Here is a 14,082-nt window from a genome sequence, read left to right as displayed (position 1 = left end):
GCTGGAATTAGCCGCCCTGCTTTTTTTGAGATTGGGTGTCACACACAACTTGACGAACTCTTGCGATGGCGCTATCGTACATGCGGTAAGAAGTCCTTGGTCGGACCACTTCAAACTCCTTAATCTCTCTAAACGAATGCCCCTGTGCGCTCGCTGATCCGACCTTTCTACGTCGCCCTCGTTTGCAGCTTTATCGCTGTGGGGCACATTCCTGCGTGGTTACACGTAGCGACATGTGATGGCGAGCATTGCAGTGAAAGCTCGTTAGCGTCGTTAGCAGAGGTAACGTCGGCGTCAGCTTGTAGCCACGGTTGCCACCATCATCATTCGCCAGCCACCAGTAAGCCGGCGCATTCTCATGATGATGCCACTCACCATGAGCACCCCCATAGCGGACATGATGAAAGCTCCTGTTCGATATGCTTGTCGCTAAGCAGTCCCTGCGGAGCGACTTGGGATTTTCATGTCGCGGTAGTGTGTACCGCGTGTCAGGAGCGAGCGGATCAATCGCCGCAGTCGCTCCATTTCACAGCGTTTGAGCTAGTGGCCGCCCCTCGCGGGCCGCCTACCTCCGCGCCGCGCGTGTAGCGGATCTCATTCACGGGCAGTTGATCTACTCGACTTCGGTGTAGCGTCGGTGAGCCGAGTGCCATGTGGCATCGGAATGCGGTGGCAGCCAGAGCGAGGATGCCTCGCGGCACACGATATCAACAGCCTGTCAAGGGATGCAGTGGCAGAGAATCGTCGCAGTGGTACTCGTCATGAGTTCTGTCCGCGCAGGTTCTTGTCGCTTCCAGGCCTCCACGCTCGCGGTTCTCCGCCTGTTCTATCGCACGCCTCGATATCGCACGCCCTCGGTCAGTAAGGCACGTGCGGTGGTGCGCAACAACACGGGATGCATTGTCAGCAGTGCACGTCACGTGCACGCCTCGTTGGACTGCGGTTGATCGCTAAGTGCACCATGGTTCCACACGCCATTGCAGCATCCCCATACCAGGGTTTTGGCTGGCGGCGTGCCCAATTGCCAACACATAAACTTCAAAACATTTCAAACTATCACAGAAGACATCAAAATGAATCATCAAATGCGTACCCGCGCCAGGCGACGACCAGGCTTCACGCTCGTCGAACTGCTGGTCGTGATCGCGATTATTGGCGTTCTCGTAGGCCTGCTTCTGCCTGCGGTGCAATCAGCTCGTGAAGCCGCCAGGCGAATGTCCTGCAGCAACAATCTGAAACAGGTTGCGCTCGCCGTTCACAATTACGAGAGCTCGTTCAAGGTCATCCCCGCGATGACCGGCTCCAGCAGCTTTTCAGTGCAGGCGCGAGTGCTTCCTTACATCGAGCAGGCTGCCCTCAGCGACCTGATTGATTTTGAGCAACCGCTGCTCACTGGACCTGCCTGGATGGCGAGTTTCAATCCGGTCTTGCGCACGTCGATTGAGACCGTCGTGCCGACCTATCTTTGCCCCAGTGACGTCGGAGATCCCCGGTTCGCGACCGACTTCGCCGATGGTACTGCTGGCGTGACAGCCGGATTGAGCTACATGTTTAGCTACGGTAGCGGCACGGGAACCCACTACGATGATCGCTATCGCACCGACGGCATGGTGTGGACGGACTCGTGGGCGGGATTTCGAGATTGCCTCGACGGCACCTCCTCGACAGTACTGCTCGCCGAAACCGTGCTCGGCGACCAAACCAGTGGCATGACGCAGCCAACCCCCAATGGACCGCATCGTCGCATCGCCAATTGGAGCGGAACCAGTTCGGTCGGCTCGTCTCAGCCTGGCTTTGCTGTGGGCGGATCGCTCATCGAAAACCCTGACTTGGCCAGCGTCTTCCCTGCGGAAATCTCGTCATACAGTGGTACGCGCGGCAGTTCTTGGATTCGAGGCGTCCCCTACGCAACCGTGATCAACGGATACATGACGCCGAATAATCGCATTCCTGATATCGGTATTCACGGCCGAGGTTTCTATTCATCCCGGTCTTATCACACGGGTGGCAGCATGCACGCGATGCTCGATGGCAGCGTTCACTTTCTCACCGATTCCGTCGATCGCGATGTTTACCACGCCTTATTCTCTCGGGACGGTCGCGAAGTCGTGGAGGTGCCATGATGAAGCATTCTGTCTATCTGTGCATGCTCTTGAATGTCGTTTTCGCAGGTTGTGGTGAATCACCCACGTCGGTCGTGAGCGGCCCGAGCGTAATGGTGACGTACGAATCCCAACCACTCGCGGACGTGCAAGTGACATTGCACGCGACGGAAACAGGCCCCGCTTTGGCGCAAGCTGTGTCAGCGTCCGATGGTCGGGCGTATTTTCAAAACATGCCGCTGCCTGAACCCAGCGAGTACCTCGTTTCGTTGCAATCGCTCGGCGACGGCGGGTGGATTCTTGATCCCAAGTACGCTCAGGCTGCCAAGAGTCGGCTCCGCCTTCAACCACTCACCGATAGCGAACTACAGACGATTGAACTTCCGCGCGGCGCAGTCAGCGCGCTCACGCCTAGCAGACGAAGGTAGCGCATTCCTCAACATTGAGTTTTTAGCAGTACGCCGAATTGAGTTTTTAGCAGTACGCCGATCGTCGACGGTGGCACGACTAAGTGCACTGACTCCCCTCTGGCGGTGAATTGCCCGTCCAGACTCCCTCTAACAATAACACTGAAATTTCTAGTTAAGAGAATCCTCCATGAAAATGTTTTTTACACTCGCTGCAGCCTGCGGCATGGTTTTGCTGCAGGCGACGGTGGGCTTCGCTCAAGGCCGCACGGTCACTCGAGTATTCTGGCAAGACGACTCCACGGCCGCCGTGCGCTATGGCGACTTAAAGCGACTCTCTGATGGTTGGTCCATCGAGCCAGAGTCGATACCAGGTTTCCCCGCCCTTGACGTGACGGAGCAGTCGCTCGTGCAAATGCACTCGGACGCCGGCGTCATTTTGCTGGGAGTTCGTGACCAAGCCGCAGGTGATTTTGGCAGTGGTTGGATCGCGATCGACTCGGGCGCCGAAGAGGAGTCGCACGGAGATCACTCCCACTGGAGACTGAATAAATCGCCTAGCGTATTGAAGTCCCTCATTGGCACCGACCAGGGCAACCCCGCACACGTTTATATGTACGGCGAAACTTTCGTCCTGGCGAATGACAGCAAGAATGGCTTCACGACCACGACTACTGCGCAGCTTCGTGCTGCGAAGACAGCCGAGGACGCTGCAAGATTTTATGCTGGCGGGAATAGTCATATCACGCTCGCCGTCGTCGATGACCAGGTCGCCTATGCCACTTGGATCGCTCGTGAGGGTGAGGATAGCGGTCGAGTCGACGTCGTTAAGCTTGGAACCCCAAATGAGACGTCCTATGCCATCCATTGCCCCACCGGCGTGCTGCACGGTGCGACCGCGAATTCAGGCCGCGTGTATTTCGCGCCAGCGGATGGTGTTTGCTGGGTCGACGCTGATCTCGAGTGCGACGATGACCCGGAATCGGTGGACGTGCATTACCTATCCCTGGGCACCGACGAGCACGACCAGCCCCTTCGAACAGGAGCGTTCGCCAACCTCGACAATCGCGTGCTGTTCACCGCTGGTAAAGGTGAGCACGCCAAGTTGTGTTGGATTGACGCATCGAGCCAATCCCCCAGCGTGGAGTCCATGGCGATTGAGCTATCTGCCGGAGAGTCATTGACAACACCCTTCGCTATCAAGACGCGTGGTGGCAAGTCCTGGGTCATGATGTTTCGCGAACATGCCGAGCAACCCGAAGATGACATGCTGCTGGTCGTCGACGTCGATGCCAATAAGGATGGAGATTGGAGCGATTCCAAGATTCACAGTGAAGTTGCCGTTGGGCGTAGTCAGATTGAGGGACATTCCGGACATCACGAAGCCGCTCTATTGCCGACGAAGCGACATCTCCTGGTCAGCAATCCAGGCGACGGCACGATCACGTTGATATCAACGGTCGACTTCAGTGTGGTTGCGACATTCTCGGTCGGGGGCACCCCCGCTCGCCTAGAAGCGATCGGCGAATAGGCCCCACCAGTCTTCGTCCCACCGCGTGCGGTGTTGTCAACCAACGGTCCGACCAACCTGACTGACAACGCCGTCGCGGTGGGGCATTTTCTCATCTCACAGGATCCGCCGCAACGCGGTGCAAAATTCTTTCCCTAAACGGTTGACACCGGATGAGCGGAACGATACTGTTGAGAGTAGTTCTCATTAGCAATTGCTGGCGACGCAGCAAGCTAGCGTGATCGTGAGCCGCCTCACCGGGCGGCCGCGGTCGGCCAGCCAGCCACGCCCAGGTTGCCCCCGCTCATCAAGGTGATGTGCTGGGCTTCTTGACGCGCGGTCCTGGCCAGATGTGGTCCGGACTGCCTTTCCTACAAAGGTGGTTTGCAATGACGGAGATGGAATCTCAACTCGATCAACTGAGCACTGACGAGGGCCTGCGAGTCGCTCGAGCCCGCTACCAAGCGGGACGACTTGCCGAGGTTATCGCGATGGCGAGCAAGGTGGTGGAGCGACCCGCCGCCGATGGTTTGCCAGAAAACCACCAGGGACCTTGGTGGGAACTCCTCGGTCTGGCGCTGCACGATTTCGGTCAGCCGCTCGACGCAGCCGACGCCATCGAGAAGGCGAGTCTGGTTTCGCCGATCTCGGACGAAACTCGAATTGTCTTGGCCTCCTGCTATGCCGAGTTGATGCGAATCGATCTTGCTCGTGACCTGTATTTGCAGTTGGCAATCCGCCGGGCGCTGCCCGCTGAGTTGATGCTGCAAATCGCGGCGGGGCTCGAAGCGATCGATTCCCCCCAACTCGCGATGCAAGTCTGCGAATGGGTCACCGAGAAAGATGACTCGCACGCCCAAGCGTTCTACGACATGGGATTCTACTCAGCTCGTGCGGGGCAACCACTGTACTTGACCGAAGCCTTGACACAGCGCGCCGTCCAGCTCGACCCTGGAAATTTACATTACCGCATCGGTTTAGTATCGCTGCTGATCCAGCTCAACCGTGATGACGAGGCCATCTTCGCCCTCGGAACGTTCACTGAAGACGATGTCGAGCGAGTGACCTGTGCGAGCTGCTTGTCACGCATCAGTGCCCTGCTCGAACGCCGCGGGTTCTTCGGCCTGGCCGACGAGTGCGATGACAAGGCCACACGCATCCGAGAGGAGCAGTCGCCCGCTCCGGCGATCCCCGCACGCGGAGATTTGCGATGAATTTAGCTCCATTGATTCTGTTGCACGCCGCCATTATCGGTTCCGGTTTCGCCGTGACGACCCTCGTGGCGACGCTCGTATTCTTCTTGAGGAACTGCAATCACGCTGCTCGACGGTCGATGCCACCGCGACCACGTGCAACTGAGCGCCGTGCAACTGAGCGCCGTACAACCGAGCGCCGTACAACCGAGCGCCGTACAACCGAGCGCCGTACAACCGAGCGCCATGCACGCAACGCAGACCCAGCCGATCCCGTGCCGTCCGCGATGAACATCATTCCCGACCTGCCGGGGCGTACTCGGCTTCCACTCGATCACTGGAGATCCAGCCGATGGCAACTTCAATGAACCAGCCCACCACGCAGCAGCTTTACGACGACCTATCAACCGCGCTGTCCTCACGTGACACAACTGCCGCACTCGAACAGCTTGATATCATTTGCCGGGTTCACCCTCACCACGGTGGTGCCTGGGAACTGCGTGGACTTCTGCAGGCGCAGGCCGGACGACCTAATCTCGCTGTTCGCTACTTCGAGCAGGCACGGGAGTTGGGTTCTTTAGAGGTGTGGTCGTCGCGGATCATGGCCTTGCAGTATTTAGAGATTGGACGCGACAAGACTGCCGTGGGTTTGCTTTATACGATCGGCGTGTCCTTGCCATTGGCGACCGCAATGTCAAGGCTCATCTCGCATGACCTGCTGACGCTCGGCCATCCGGAATTGTCTGCTGGGGTGATCCGCACTGCGTTGGATCGTGATCGCAATGAACCATTGTTGTGGCACGAGCTCTCAGCGATTCAGTCGCGACTCGGTGAGCCGCCCTTGGAATGTTTGAAATCCGCCGAACGAGCGATTTTGTTAGCGCCTCAAATTGCCGAATTTCGAGTTACCGCGGCTACCTTGTTGATTCAAATGGATCAATCATTGGAGGCCTATGAAATGGTCCGCCAGGTCGTGTCCCCAGAGTCCATCGAGCTGGATTGTGAATGCTGCTTATGGAGATTGATCTGTATTTTCGACTGCTTTGATGATCACGACCGAATGGCGGTTTGCTACAGACGCCTGCGTTCATTGAGTGCTTGAGGGATGCCGCCTCGAATATCTGGGCGTGGTTATCTGGGCGTGGTGCTCAGGCAAACTTCGTGCTCAGGCAAACTTCCGCGATGCCGTGGGATCGGATATTCTATTCCGCCCCGTTCGCTACTTTGGAACTTACTGCCTGTCACCATGTCCATTCCCAGCCATCATCGAACCCGGCTCGACCACGCCAGCGAAGTGGCAGAGGATTACGTGGAAGCCATTGCGGACGCGATCGATCGATCAGGTGTTTGCCGCGCGGTGGATTTGGTGAGCCATTTCGAGGTGACCCACGCTACTGTCAACAATACCATCTCGCGCCTGCAGCGTGACGGGCTCGTTCACACGGAACCTTATCAGCCGATTCAATTGACCGCAGCGGGACGACGTTTGGCGGTGAAATCGCGGCAGCGTCACGAGATTGTGAAATCATTTTTGCGAAAGTTGGGTGTGAGCGAGCAGACCGCCGCCATTGATAGCGAAGGTATCGAGCACCATGTCAGCAAACAAACGCTGGCAGCAATGAAGAGAATTCTAAAAAATGGCTGGCCCGAGAACCACGAGAACGGATAGGACCACGATTCCGGCGAGAACGACATCCCGCAGGTCTTGTGACGTGACTCTCTTTCCCAATGCCTACGCGCAGGAGTCCCATCCAGCATTTCAAACCGGTCTTCCTTGACCGATGCGGGCAACGCCACTAAATTGGCCTTACGAGTGATGTGGCCACGTTGTTGGTCGCTCTCGCCCCGCCTGCCGCTCACCCCTTGGCTACCTATTCGAGAACGTCTGAATAGGATCGGCGATGATCGTTCCAACTTTGTGAGGAATATCGTCGTGATTATTAAGACCATTATGTCTGCTCATCGCAATCGAGCGTACAACGCTCGACAGCTCGGTGTCACAGTGGGGCTGCTGATCAGCCTCATCTTGTCGCCAGCAGGATCTGCCTCCGATGTTCCTCTCGTTGAGCAACCGGTCAGTTTCCAAGCGGACGTTTTACCATTGCTGCGGACAAAGTGTTTTGGCTGCCATCAGGGGGCCAAGCAACTCGGTGAGTATCAGATGACCGAGTTTGCTGGGCTGCTTCGCGGCGGAGAATCGGGCGAGACTGCGATTGTTCCCGGTGATGCGGAGGCGAGTTACTTAATCACCCAAATCGTCCCGGTTGGCGGCATCGCCGAAATGCCGAAATCACCTCAGCAACCTCTTGCCCCCGCGGAAATCGAGCTGATCCGTCGATGGATCAATGAAGGTGCCAATAACGACCTGGTTGCGACCGGGCCACGATACACTTCAGCCAACCCACCTCAGTACCTCGGTCCCCCCACCATACCCTCGATCGATCTGTCACCCGACGAGAAGACGCTCGCGATTGCAGGGAACTACGAAGTCATTTTGCTCGATAGCGCATCGGGAAAGCAGCTTTCTCGACTTGTCGGAATGAGTCCGCGTATTAACTCAGTTGCTTTCTCGCACGACGGAGCGAGTCTCGCGGCAGTGGGGGGAACCCCAGGGGAGGTCGGTGAGCTGCAAGTCTGGAACGTCGAAACGGGTCAATTACAACTATCGAAAACCATCACCTACGACACGCTTACTGGAGTGTCGTGGTCCCCCGATGATTCGCATGTCGCACTGGGCGCCAACGACAATACGGTCCGCGCAATTGACGCGGCGACGGGGGAACAGATTCTTTATCAAGGTGCTCACGAAGATTGGATCCGGGACACTGTTTTTACGAATGACGGCAAGCACGTCGTGTCGGTCGCGCGAGACATGACCTGCAAGCTAACCGAAGTATCGACACAGCGATTCGTTGACAATGTGACTTCGATCACGCCCGGTGCTTTGTCAGGAGGCCTGTCCAGCATCGCAATTCACCCGCAACGCGATGAAATCGTTGTCGGAGGCGCGGACGGGATTGTAAAAATTTACCGGGTCTTTCGTAATACCGCGCGGAAGATCGGTGATGACGCTAACCTCCTCCAACGCCTACCTGCGTTGGCTGGCCGCATCAATACAATCGCTGTCAGCAGGAGTGGCAACTTCCTGGCAGCGATTGCGACGATTGACAATAACAGCGAAGTGCGCGTATGGCGGTACTACGTCGACACAGCCAAACCGGTAAGTGAGCAGACTGCCGCCCAGACACTGCACTATCAATTACCGGGCGTTGCCGCCTACACCCTTGATCTGACGAATGATGGTGCGGTCTGGATCGGCGCGTGTGACGGCACGGTCCGTCACCTCGATCCTGCGGGCGCACTACTCGGCGAATTTCATGTCGCCGACGCAGCAGCCGAAACGACACTTGATGCCGCTGCATTTGACGCCGAGCAGTGGACGCGTCGTCAGAATGAACAGATTGTAAATTCCCTCAACAACGCTGCGACTAACCCGCCATCTGGTACCGAATCAGCCACCGTCGACACCGATACGATTACGACCCTCACAATCTCACCGGCCAAGTTACGACTACACACGCCCTATGAGTACGTCCAACTCGTTGCCGTAGCAACGTTGGAGGATGGTCAATTGATCGATGTTACCAACCAGGTAGTGGTTCAGCCGCATGCTGCAGTCGCAGTGCAATCGGGTGGCCTGATCCGGCCCTTGTCCGACGCCGCGGGCGAACTGATCGTCCGAATTGGAACGCAGCAACAGGCGATTCCATTTGAATTTACTGGGCATGGGAACGTCGGCGTCGACTTCATTCGAGACGTCAATCCAGTGCTCAGCCGACTCGGTTGTAATCAAGGCACCTGTCATGGTGCTCAGAAGGGAAAGAATGGCTTTCGTTTATCACTACGTGGCTATGATCCGATATTTGATATCAGAGCGCTGACTGATGACTTGGCGGCGCGGCGGATCAATCCCGCTGCACCGGAGAGTTCACTGATGCTCCGCAAACCTCTTGGCCTGACCCCGCATGAAGGTGGGACATTGGTTTCTCCGGGAGATCCTTACCACGCGATCCTGCGACAATGGATCGCTGCGGGTTCTCACTTGAACCTCGACACGCCCCGGGTCACTTCGCTCGAACTTTTTCCTAGCAATCCGGTCGTCCAATCGACATCGGCGCACCAACAGGTCCGCGTGGTCGCGTATTACGCTGACGGAACCTCACGCGACGTCACCCGTGAGGCGGTCATCGAGAGTGGCAATACCGAAGTCGCGACGGCTCAATCGGGCGGTGTTCTGCGCGCGATCCGGCGCGGTGAAGCGCCCGTACTCGCACGTTACGAAGGGGCGTACGCCGCAACCACCTTGACCGTGATGGGGGACCGGGAGGGCTACCACACGCCTCAGGTGCCGGAGTGGAATCGCATCGATGGATTGGTAGCTCAAAAGTGGGAGCGCATGCAAATTGTTCCCAGCGATATCGCCGATGATGCCACGTTCTTGCGACGGATTCACCTGGACCTCACCGGGTTGCCCCCTGCGAGTGCAATCGTCCGCGAATTTCTTGCTGACCCGACACCGACTCAAGAAAAACGAAATAAGATTATCGATCAACTGATCGGAAATGACGACTTTGTCGTTTTCTGGACCAACAAATGGGCAGACTTGTTACAGGTCAATCGTAAGTTTCTCGGCGTTGAGGGTAGCCGAACTTACCGCGAATGGATTCGCCAAGCAGTCGCCGAGAATCGTCCCTACGACGAGGTCGTTCGCCAAATTCTTACCGCATCGGGATCCAATCACGCCAACCCGCCAGCGTCCTATTTTAAGGGCTCATCCGACTAAAGCGTACTTTTTCTGATGGAGCGAATAAAGCAGTAGTTCGAAGTATTCGCGATCACGAATGCCGTAGGATTGTCGTTGGAGCGTCTTGATTTTGTTATTGGTGCCCTCCATCATGGAGGGCACCAATAACAAAATCAAGACGCTCCAACGACAATCCTACGGCATTCGTGATCGCGAATACTTCGAACTACTGCTTTATTCGCTCCATCAGAAAAAGTACGCTTTAGTCGGATGAGCCTGCAAATTGGCAATTGTGGATTCATTTGGGTACTGGTTTGCAGCGTTTTGCCTTGTCGAGATCTTCGTTGCGGCGTGCTGTGACGAGTGATTGACCCAGGATTTTGCATCGCTCGTTGGTTTCGCGTTCGATCTCAACCATCTTCGCTTCAGGCAACAACTCAGATCGCATAATCAGCTTGATCCAGCATCTTGTCTCCCGGAGTTCCTTCAGCGACACTCGAACCTTATGAATAAAGTCACGCCGACTTTCCGCCGCGCATGCTTCTTCGTAGTTCGGTGCGGGCGATGTCCCACTCCGCACCAGTTGCCCTGCAATATGTTTGCCAAGTCGAGTTTCCGGCAAAGCATCAACTACCTTGCCAACGCGAGCGGCAAGGTCCAGCAATCTTTCCGACAGATCGTCCGGTTTCATTCGAGTACTCCCGTTTATTCGACAATTTTAGCATTTTACGATTTGCAATGTTTACTTTGCATTTTGCAATCTCTCCGCCGATCAATCCGGCAAGTCGATCGACGTGCAGGCGAAGGTTCGCTTCGATTTGATCGCGGTCGGGATTCATCGGCCCGGATTCCTCGTTTCAGTAAGGCGGTGCGAGACGGCGGAAACCGTGGAAGAGAACAATGAACAGGAAGAGCACATTGCGTGACAACACGGCGATCGGATTGATGGACGGTGCTTTCTTAGTGGACGAAGCTAAACACTCGCCGAGTGATCGCATCCAACCGACGCTGCGTGGGTATTCCCAAATGCCGTCGACCCAACCGGACGGGATGCCGGCTTCCCCGACACCGGCACCAACGATCCCGCCCACGATTGCCGCAGTCGTGTCGGCGTCGCCGCCGCACTCGATGATCGTGGTGACCGCTTACCGATAGTCCTTCGGGTGGGACAACCATGCATGGATGGCGACGGGGATAGTGTGGTACGTGTATCCGGTGACGCCCTTGGATAGCCCGAGTGAATCACCGAACGACTTGGTCGACTCACCAGCCGAAACGCTGTCGACGGATCGACGCAACAAATCGGTCAGCTCCGAACCCTCTTCGCCCACTGCATCGACAACATCGGCCAGCCACAGGTTCGCGTCGACCGATTCAAACCTGCGAGAATGCCGGGAAGCGTATGCCACCGCGATCGCTCCGTATTCCGCTTTGGGATCGCTGTGCGTTAACCGCGACGATTCACGCACGAATTCGAGCATGTGTGGTGCGTCATCGATCGCCGCGCCGAAGATCGCCGCTCGCATCGCCGGCCCGTTGCCTGCGGAGAACACGCCGGCGTTGGCGGGCTTCGCACCCAACCAGAGTTTGATACCAGCCCGAGCGGTCGCTTTCCCGACGCCCGCCGGCAAAGCCAAAATCCACCATCGCAGTCGACTCGCGAAACGACGTGTGAAAAGATCGACATCGCCGTTGGCTTCGATCAGCGACTGAGCCACCATGCAGGTGTGTTCGGTATCGTCCGAGATCATGCCTCGACCGAAAAAGAACCGATAGCGATCCGGTGGCCCGAGCAACCGCGGAGCTCTTTCGGCGGAGACACCTTCGTACGGCAATCCCAGAGCATCGCCCACGGCGGTTCCCAAGATGCACCCGATGATCGCGTCGCGGTTCATTAAGTTTGCTCCAAGATCATTCGTTGTGCTTTGTTCAATTCGACACCGGGCCGGACCGCCTGAATCATCGCGATTGCGTCCGCCGCCGTTTGGGCCTCACCGGACACGATCAACACGGTCGCAGCAACCAGGCCCGTTCTTCCGTGTCCTTGGGCGCAGTGAATCAGGACCGGCTTCGGCATTTTGATGATTTCGTCTGCCAATTCACGGATCTCATTCGATGTCGATCCCGTTCCGTCAAGCATCGGATGGCAAAGGTAGGACTGAAGGCTCCATCGTTCCTTGGGTTCCGTGAACTCGCATGTCAAGTCAACGACCGATGCAATGCCCTCCGGCAATTCATGCCCAAGCAAACGGGGCGACAACACTAGCTCGTCGTTCAAAGCGTTGGCCCTCGGTTCACGCGACAGCAACCGGACGACATGCCACACCACCATAACGTACAGAACATAGGGCAGCACTAACAACGTCCCAAGCCGAGAACGACGCCCATCAAAACGCTTGCCAAAGACGCCCGGTCCCGAGAACAGATACGCGGCAGCAACCACCCCAAACGAAAACGCGGGATAAAAGAGCAGCCAGGCCCACGGCCCACCACGAAGCGTTGCCACACCAATCGCGATCGTCAACAACGAGAAAAGGAACCCGTATTTCACGCGTCCTCGACTCCTGGTTTGAAATGATCACGCAGAATGATGGTCCGATCGTGCAGTGTTTGCATCTCAAACTGAACGATTGCGTCGCGTCGTTGCTTGGCGAGTTCTCCAATCGTCAGGTACTCGATGTCCGGCTTCTCATACGGATGACGCGTTACCCAATCGTGTACGATCGAATGAACGTCGACATTCCGAGATTCAAGTAGAGCGGTACGACACTCTGTTGTCATTTCTTGGTCTGACGTTTCAGCCAAAACAGAAACCAATTCGTCGTGACACCACGGAAGATCAATGATTGCCATCACGGCAGCCATTCCGATCCGGTTGTTCGGAATGTCAGAACGAAGAGAGCGTCAAATCAAATTCATCGAGCACGGTAGCTTCATTTCCATTGAAAAAATCGCCGCTTCACTCAGCTCGTTTCGATTAAGCCGCACAAACTCATTTCCCCAGTCGCCTTTTGGGTTTAGCCGGACCAGCAACTTCAGTGCAGTGGTCCAGATTCGCGGTGATGGGAGTTCGCCGTTCGGATCCACTCGATCGACGACATCTTTCAGGTGTCTGTTCCATCGATCCGAGAGCGACTTTTCTTCAATGATTCTGATTGCGGACAATAGGACTCCCGACGCTGACAGTCTTAACGCATGACCAACGCAAAACTCAAGATTGGGGGCATTCAAATCAGCAAGCAGTGTCAAAGCATCGGATGAACATTGGTCGCCGAGGAAACGCCGCTGAAGATCGTCGCATTTCTCCCGAAAGCATGCTTCAGCCTGATATTCCCAATCTGCTCTAACCTCAGACAGGCGCTGCCAATCGGATATCGCAGCTGCAGTCAAATTTTGAGTTCCAACCTGGTGCCATTGGCACTCAACCTGGTCAAGCAGATCACACAATTCTTCCCAAGGGATCGCTAGTCGAAATGACGCTCCATACTCTCCAGCTTCCAAGATTCCTCGCTCAAGCAACTCATCGATACCGACGTTCACCGAGCGAGCGGACGGATAGAGTTCGCAAATCCGTTTCTCGACGAATGTTGGACGTTGCAACGACTCGAGATACTTCTCAAAGAAGTAGCGACCGATCCAGTCCGCCGTCTCATCATGAAGATCGACGTCGATGTCCTCTCCCGTAACGCGATGCGTCATGGAACAACCTCGCCCATGAAATCGATACTCCCAGTCAGTGTCGCCTGGTACGAGACCGACGCGTGGCCTGTCTGGATGCCCCAAGTAGCCCGCCCTAGCGATTACCTCCGGCTCGCCATCGAGTCGCGCTCGCATGTTCTCAAGAAGGAACTGCTGACGTCCGCGATGTCGAATCAAGCACAGTACGAGCCAGCCTTCCCAAGGCGACAACCCAATCGGTGACTCAATCAACGTCTGTAGATGTAGATCCTCTCGCCCGCCGCCCTTCAGAACGAGGTTCAAACGATGCTTCAGAGTTTGGTAAATATTCGAGTGCACGGGTGGGATCAATTTTCTTTCATGGGAGGCGTTATCGCCAAAGCATTCT

General features: G+C 56.3%; 14 protein-coding genes and 1 pseudogene. 8 read left to right on the top strand and 7 right to left on the bottom strand.

The features are described 5' to 3' along the window. The first annotated feature begins 1,073 nt into the window (after positions 1 to 1,073). From Poly21_RS03825 to Poly21_RS03810, 4 genes are all read left to right on the top strand, one after another. On the top strand, positions 1,074 to 2,123 hold the full coding sequence (locus Poly21_RS03825; RefSeq protein ID WP_302117436.1) for a DUF1559 domain-containing protein: 1,050 nt from the start codon (positions 1,074 to 1,076) through the stop codon (positions 2,121 to 2,123). Beyond that, the gene (locus tag Poly21_RS03820; RefSeq protein ID WP_146405657.1) at positions 2,120 to 2,530 is read left to right on the top strand and encodes a peptidase associated/transthyretin-like domain-containing protein; all 411 of its coding nucleotides are present in this window, start codon (positions 2,120 to 2,122) and stop codon (positions 2,528 to 2,530) included. Before Poly21_RS03825 ends, Poly21_RS03820 begins: the two co-directional genes overlap by 4 nt. A 169-nt stretch (positions 2,531 to 2,699) precedes the next feature. Next, positions 2,700 to 4,040, top strand: a complete 1,341-nt coding sequence (locus Poly21_RS03815; protein WP_146405656.1) for a hypothetical protein — start codon at positions 2,700 to 2,702, stop codon at positions 4,038 to 4,040. A gap of 368 nt (positions 4,041 to 4,408) precedes the next feature. Then, positions 4,409 to 5,233, top strand: coding sequence for a tetratricopeptide repeat protein (locus Poly21_RS03810; protein WP_302117435.1), 825 nt, complete (start codon positions 4,409 to 4,411; stop codon positions 5,231 to 5,233). Positions 5,234 to 5,266: 33 nt separating this feature from the next. Here the strand turns inward: Poly21_RS03810 and Poly21_RS28200 are convergent, their stop codons facing one another. Next, positions 5,267 to 5,464 (bottom strand): pentapeptide repeat-containing protein, encoded by a 198-nt coding sequence (locus Poly21_RS28200; RefSeq protein WP_367302519.1) that lies wholly within the window; start codon positions 5,462 to 5,464, stop codon positions 5,267 to 5,269. Between the two features lie 100 nt (positions 5,465 to 5,564). Between Poly21_RS28200 and Poly21_RS03800 the strand changes: the two genes are divergently transcribed. The 3 genes from Poly21_RS03800 (at position 5,565) to Poly21_RS03790 (ending at position 10,055) form a co-directional block, all read left to right on the top strand. Further along, complete coding sequence (locus Poly21_RS03800; RefSeq protein ID WP_146405654.1) at positions 5,565 to 6,314, top strand: tetratricopeptide repeat protein; 750 nt, start codon at positions 5,565 to 5,567, stop codon at positions 6,312 to 6,314. A gap of 144 nt (positions 6,315 to 6,458) precedes the next feature. Beyond that, positions 6,459 to 6,881, top strand: coding sequence for a manganese-binding transcriptional regulator MntR (mntR, locus tag Poly21_RS03795; protein ID WP_146405653.1), 423 nt, complete (start codon positions 6,459 to 6,461; stop codon positions 6,879 to 6,881). A gap of 264 nt (positions 6,882 to 7,145) precedes the next feature. Next, the gene (locus Poly21_RS03790) at positions 7,146 to 10,055 is read left to right on the top strand and encodes a DUF1549 domain-containing protein (RefSeq protein ID WP_302117433.1); all 2,910 of its coding nucleotides are present in this window, start codon (positions 7,146 to 7,148) and stop codon (positions 10,053 to 10,055) included. Here the strand turns inward: Poly21_RS03790 and Poly21_RS28195 are convergent. Continuing rightward, positions 10,044 to 10,166 carry a transposase gene (locus Poly21_RS28195; protein WP_146407347.1) on the bottom strand — a complete coding sequence of 41 codons (123 nt, stop codon included), beginning with the start codon at positions 10,164 to 10,166 and terminating at the stop codon, positions 10,044 to 10,046. The genes Poly21_RS03790 and Poly21_RS28195 overlap by 12 nt on opposite strands. On the opposite strand from Poly21_RS28195, the gene Poly21_RS03780 reads away from it, so the two are divergent. Beyond that, positions 10,156 to 10,290, top strand: a complete 135-nt coding sequence (locus Poly21_RS03780; protein ID WP_146405651.1) for a transposase — start codon at positions 10,156 to 10,158, stop codon at positions 10,288 to 10,290. The genes Poly21_RS28195 and Poly21_RS03780 overlap by 11 nt on opposite strands. A gap of 24 nt (positions 10,291 to 10,314) precedes the next feature. On the opposite strand, the gene Poly21_RS03775 is transcribed toward Poly21_RS03780, so the two are convergent. From Poly21_RS03775 to Poly21_RS03755, 5 genes and pseudogenes are all read right to left on the bottom strand, one after another. Next, complete coding sequence (locus tag Poly21_RS03775) at positions 10,315 to 10,707, bottom strand: four helix bundle protein (protein ID WP_146405650.1); 393 nt, start codon at positions 10,705 to 10,707, stop codon at positions 10,315 to 10,317. Positions 10,708 to 10,873: 166 nt separating this feature from the next. Beyond that, positions 10,874 to 11,911 (bottom strand): annotated as a pseudogene (locus tag Poly21_RS03770) (ADP-ribosylglycohydrolase family protein). Then, positions 11,911 to 12,567, bottom strand: a complete 657-nt coding sequence (locus tag Poly21_RS03765; RefSeq protein ID WP_146405649.1) for a phosphatase domain-containing putative toxin — start codon at positions 12,565 to 12,567, stop codon at positions 11,911 to 11,913. The pseudogene Poly21_RS03770 and the gene Poly21_RS03765 overlap by 1 nt, the downstream one beginning before the upstream one ends. Next, entirely contained in the window at positions 12,564 to 12,869 is a 306-nt protein-coding gene (locus tag Poly21_RS03760) for a hypothetical protein (RefSeq protein ID WP_302117430.1), read from the bottom strand. The genes Poly21_RS03765 and Poly21_RS03760 overlap by 4 nt, the downstream gene beginning before the upstream one ends. A 51-nt stretch (positions 12,870 to 12,920) precedes the next feature. Beyond that, the gene (locus Poly21_RS03755; RefSeq protein ID WP_146405647.1) at positions 12,921 to 14,033 is read right to left on the bottom strand and encodes a DUF6896 domain-containing protein; all 1,113 of its coding nucleotides are present in this window, start codon (positions 14,031 to 14,033) and stop codon (positions 12,921 to 12,923) included. Positions 14,034 to 14,082: the final 49 nt, after the last annotated feature.

It is taken from the genome of Allorhodopirellula heiligendammensis (assembly GCF_007860105.1).
In the GTDB taxonomy this organism is placed as follows: Bacteria; Planctomycetota; Planctomycetia; order Pirellulales; family Pirellulaceae; genus Rhodopirellula; species Rhodopirellula heiligendammensis.
Note: the sequence above shows the minus strand (reverse complement) of the source record. Positions and strands in the feature narration are given on the sequence as shown.

Coding starts and splice junctions, on each gene's coding strand:
- Poly21_RS03825 (WP_302117436.1), top strand. CDS start 1,074: ATGAATCATCAAATGCGTACCCGCGCCAGGCGACGACCAGGCTTCACG.
- Poly21_RS03820 (WP_146405657.1), top strand. CDS start 2,120: ATGATGAAGCATTCTGTCTATCTGTGCATGCTCTTGAATGTCGTTTTC.
- Poly21_RS03815 (WP_146405656.1), top strand. CDS start 2,700: ATGAAAATGTTTTTTACACTCGCTGCAGCCTGCGGCATGGTTTTGCTG.
- Poly21_RS03810 (WP_302117435.1), top strand. CDS start 4,409: ATGACGGAGATGGAATCTCAACTCGATCAACTGAGCACTGACGAGGGC.
- Poly21_RS03800 (WP_146405654.1), top strand. CDS start 5,565: ATGGCAACTTCAATGAACCAGCCCACCACGCAGCAGCTTTACGACGAC.
- mntR (WP_146405653.1), top strand. CDS start 6,459: ATGTCCATTCCCAGCCATCATCGAACCCGGCTCGACCACGCCAGCGAA.
- Poly21_RS28195 (WP_146407347.1), bottom strand. CDS start 10,166: ATGGAGGGCACCAATAACAAAATCAAGACGCTCCAACGACAATCCTAC.
- Poly21_RS03775 (WP_146405650.1), bottom strand. CDS start 10,707: ATGAAACCGGACGATCTGTCGGAAAGATTGCTGGACCTTGCCGCTCGC.
- Poly21_RS03760 (WP_302117430.1), bottom strand. CDS start 12,869: ATGGCAATCATTGATCTTCCGTGGTGTCACGACGAATTGGTTTCTGTT.